This is a genomic window from Phocaeicola sp. RTP21198st1_B8_RTP21198_201120, assembly GCF_040929485.1.
In the GTDB taxonomy this organism is placed as follows: Bacteria; Bacteroidota; Bacteroidia; order Bacteroidales; family Bacteroidaceae; genus Phocaeicola; species Phocaeicola dorei.
The window spans coordinates 1-482 of record NZ_JBCOCI010000308.1 but is presented as its reverse complement, the minus strand read 5'-3'; the positions used below and the strand labels follow the sequence as shown (position 1 = coordinate 482).

Here is a 482-nt window from a genome sequence, read left to right as displayed (position 1 = left end):
CCGGTGTCATCAAAAGATAAGAGGCAATGTGTGCCAGAGGTGCACGTTTGATAATTTCCGGATGTGTTTCGAGCAGGAGGTTATAGCGTTCGCGGGCGGATTCAAAGCGCCAGGAGTCTGCTTTAATCTGTGACACAATCAAGGAGTATTCCAGTATCTTTTGGTAGAACATATTGATTTCCCAGTTCTCTTTTGCCAATTTTTGTATCATGTCGCGAGGGAACAGGTAGATAATGGAAGGTTCGAGGGTTTCCACGATTAGCCGGGTGGGTACTTGTTTCAGAAAACTCTCAATGCACATCACGATACATCCTTCGTATGAGAAATGTTCGGTCACGTCTTTCCCATTCTTGTAATAGTACTGCCTAAGCATCCCTTTGCCGACAAATACGATTTCATGAGCTACTTCTCCTTCATTCAGCGCTATTGCTCCTTTGGGAAATTCTTCACGAATCAGTATACTTTCTATCTGTCGTCTTCCT

General features: G+C 44.0%; 1 protein-coding gene. It reads right to left on the bottom strand.

Translation table 11 applies throughout. The annotated features are described in order from the left end of the window. Positions 1 to 482 (bottom strand): Crp/Fnr family transcriptional regulator (locus AB5935_RS25745; protein WP_368327842.1); only part of this gene is annotated, 482 nt, incomplete at both ends.